Annotated in this window: 3 protein-coding genes and 1 pseudogene; 2 read left to right on the top strand and 2 right to left on the bottom strand. The window is 32.8% G+C overall.

Going from position 1 to position 2,828, the window contains the following annotated elements; all coding sequences use genetic code 11:
* Positions 1-453: ATP-binding cassette domain-containing protein (locus AC1DTM_RS21695; RefSeq protein ID WP_477000849.1), on the top strand; the 453-nt coding region annotated here is incomplete at its 5' end.
* A 295-nt stretch (positions 454-748) separates the two neighbouring features.
* Here the strand turns inward: AC1DTM_RS21695 and AC1DTM_RS21690 are convergent.
* Together AC1DTM_RS21690 and bla are read right to left on the bottom strand one after the other, a co-directional pair.
* Positions 749-931, bottom strand: coding sequence for a hypothetical protein (locus tag AC1DTM_RS21690; RefSeq protein WP_002032329.1), 183 nt, complete (start codon positions 929-931; stop codon positions 749-751).
* A 309-nt stretch (positions 932-1,240) separates the two neighbouring features.
* A complete protein-coding gene (bla, locus tag AC1DTM_RS21685; protein ID WP_016104951.1) occupies positions 1,241-2,173 on the bottom strand; it encodes a class A beta-lactamase in 933 nt (310 codons plus the stop codon).
* Between the two features lie 411 nt (positions 2,174-2,584).
* Here bla and AC1DTM_RS21680 point away from each other — a divergent pair.
* A pseudogene (locus AC1DTM_RS21680) lies at positions 2,585-2,828 on the top strand (hypothetical protein); the annotation flags it as partial.

Below are 2,828 nucleotides of genomic sequence, written 5' to 3'. Positions count from 1 at the left end.
GGTTTAGATCGGTACCGTAATCAAAATGTATCGGTAATTTTCCAATCTTATAATTTGATTACCTATATGACTGCTCTTCAAAATGTCCTAACAGCAATGGAAATTACAGGTGTTAAAGTGCAAAATAAAACGGCAAGGGCATTAGAATTATTAGAGAAGGTAGGACTCACAGAAGTAGAAGCGAAACGAAACGTCCTGCAACTAAGTGGTGGGCAACAACAACGTGTAGCAATTGCTCGAGCGTTATCTTGTAATGTTGATTTACTGATTGCGGATGAGCCGACAGGAAACCTCGACGAAGAAACGGCAATGGATATAATAGAACTGTTTCAAGAACTTGCACATAAAGAAAATAAATGCATTATTGTTGTGACGCACTCACAGGAAGTTGCTAAAAAATCAGATCGTGCAGTTTATTTAAGTAATAAGAAGTTGGTAGTAAACGAAATCTAATATAAACACCCTAGGTTTTTAATTCACATAATTTCCGAAAATTGATCTCTTCAAATATTTATATTCGATATACAATAAAACCAAGCCATAATCAAAATGGTCTCCTTGTATTGAATGTTAAGATAGTTTGTTGTTCCCTTTTTAACAATATTTGAAAAAGAACTTGTAGGATTTTCTACAGGTTCTTTTTGTTATGATCGGTTTACTATATCATTGAGTAATTACATATACAAAACGGGACATTACCTAGATGTATGATCTAAATATTGTCCCGTTTAACCATTTATCAGTATTATTATTGAAGAATTAAACCAACAATCATAATTAAACTAAATACTATCATCCAACCAAACGCACAATAGCCGAAAATCCTAATCCATTTAGGTAATTGATTCATGTTAACTTTATTTGTGGGAATTCCTTGCATAGAAAACATCATTTTTTTATCTCTATCCCTATTATTTTGTTGTTCATACATAACATCATCACCTTTCTAGAATTATTGTGTTTATAGTATATCAGCCTGGATAAAACTAAGTATAGAATATTCGACAATTATAGTGGATTAATCTGTTCTCCAGTGCAGCATACTATATTTCAAAAAACTAAAATTTGATTGCTCAAAAGCTATATATTCTAAAATATTTGCTCATTTAAAACATAGTAAATCTTTACAAAGAGATGCTTTTTATTCGGTATTGAATAATTTGGATAAATTCACTTATACATCTTAGCGATTAGATACGTACATGTCTTTCAAACTATATGTGCCGTAAAGTAGGCGTAATTATTTATTCGTTACTTTTAAAGAATCTAACACTATTTTGGTTGCGTCTGCAATAAGTTTATCATCGTATTTCGCATCCTCTTTAGCATGATTAGAAAGTATCGCAAGAACAATTGGCTTTTTATTTGGTGGCCAAATGATTGCGATATCATTCCTTGTTCCATAAGACCCAGAGCCGGTCTTATCGGCTACTTCCCATTCTTCTGGAACTCCAGAACGAATTAAGTTGTCCCCCGTAGTATTCTTTTTCATCAAATCTATTAAAAAGTTCCGTTTCTCAATTGAAAGTATATCGCCTAGCGCGTAAGCTTTAAGACTAGTAACTAATGCCTTTGGGGTACTAGTATCACGAGTATCTCCTGGCTGCACTTCGTTTAATTCTGGTTCAAAACGTTCAGGATTTGTGACAGTATCTCCTATTTCTCTCAGTGATTTTTTGAATTCACTTGGCCCACCTAATTGTTTAAGAATAAGATTTTGTGCAGTATTATCGCTATATCGAATGGAAGCATCCGCAAGCTCTTTCAGAGTCATACCTGTATCTACATATTTTTCAGTAATTGGATTATAATTCACAAGATCTTTGCTAGTATATTTAATTCTTTGATCTAAATCTTCTATTGATTTCTTTTGTAACAGTGCTCCAACAGCAAGGGCTTTGTGGGTAGATGCGTATGCAAACCGTTCATCTGAACGATAAGTAACAGTTTGATTCGTACCTGTGTCCAATGCATAAATACCAAGTTTAGCATCATATTCTTTTTCCAGCTTTACAAAAGAATGATTACTTGTATTTTCTTGTTTGGTTTGTTTCGGTGGTTCGGATTGAATATTACTATTGGAACAACCTATAAGCGTTACAAATGAAAGTAATACTGCAGGTAACATCTTTTTATAATGCGAAATGTGAAAAAACTTCTTTGAAACTATCATACATTTTCAACCTCTTTCAAGAATTTATGGATTTTGTATAGGTATTTTACATGCCGATACAATTAACAAATGTACAGGATAGCACTCCTCTTGTATTTCTTGCATTACAAAATGAGAGAACTACCAAAAACACCTTTTTTATACGTAATAGACAATCTAAGTAAYACATTTGTTCCATTTATGATTAAGGTTTTGAATATATCCATTAATTTTATAAGAATCACAAAATCCTCCTTTTTTGAACTCTACTTAATTTTATGTGGATTTAGATTGAGTCTCCCTCGTAACGGGAATATCAATTGGATGGCGCATATATAACAACCTCGTTTCGGATAGAATAGGTAATAACAACTACTGATTTCATTTTAAGTGAGGTGTTATACGATACATACGACAAAACAAAAAAGACTTGTGGTGCAAAGTATAACTACATTTAGTCTACTAATAACGACTATCTTCACACCTATGCTTATTTACATTGTTTATGGATTACAGATTTCGAAAGGCTTTGAGGGATACTGGCCATCAATCTTGTTTTATACAACTTATATGACGGGTGTGTTTATCTGGATACCTATTGTGAATAAGGCTGGGATTCACGGCTCCTTATATTGGGCTGTTTCTATTCTGATAGTATCATTACTTAGTGTTACTT

Source organism: Bacillus sp. P4_D3 (assembly GCF_056401855.1).
The sequence above is the reverse complement of the archived record's forward strand: the minus strand, read 5'-3'. Positions and strand labels throughout refer to the sequence as shown.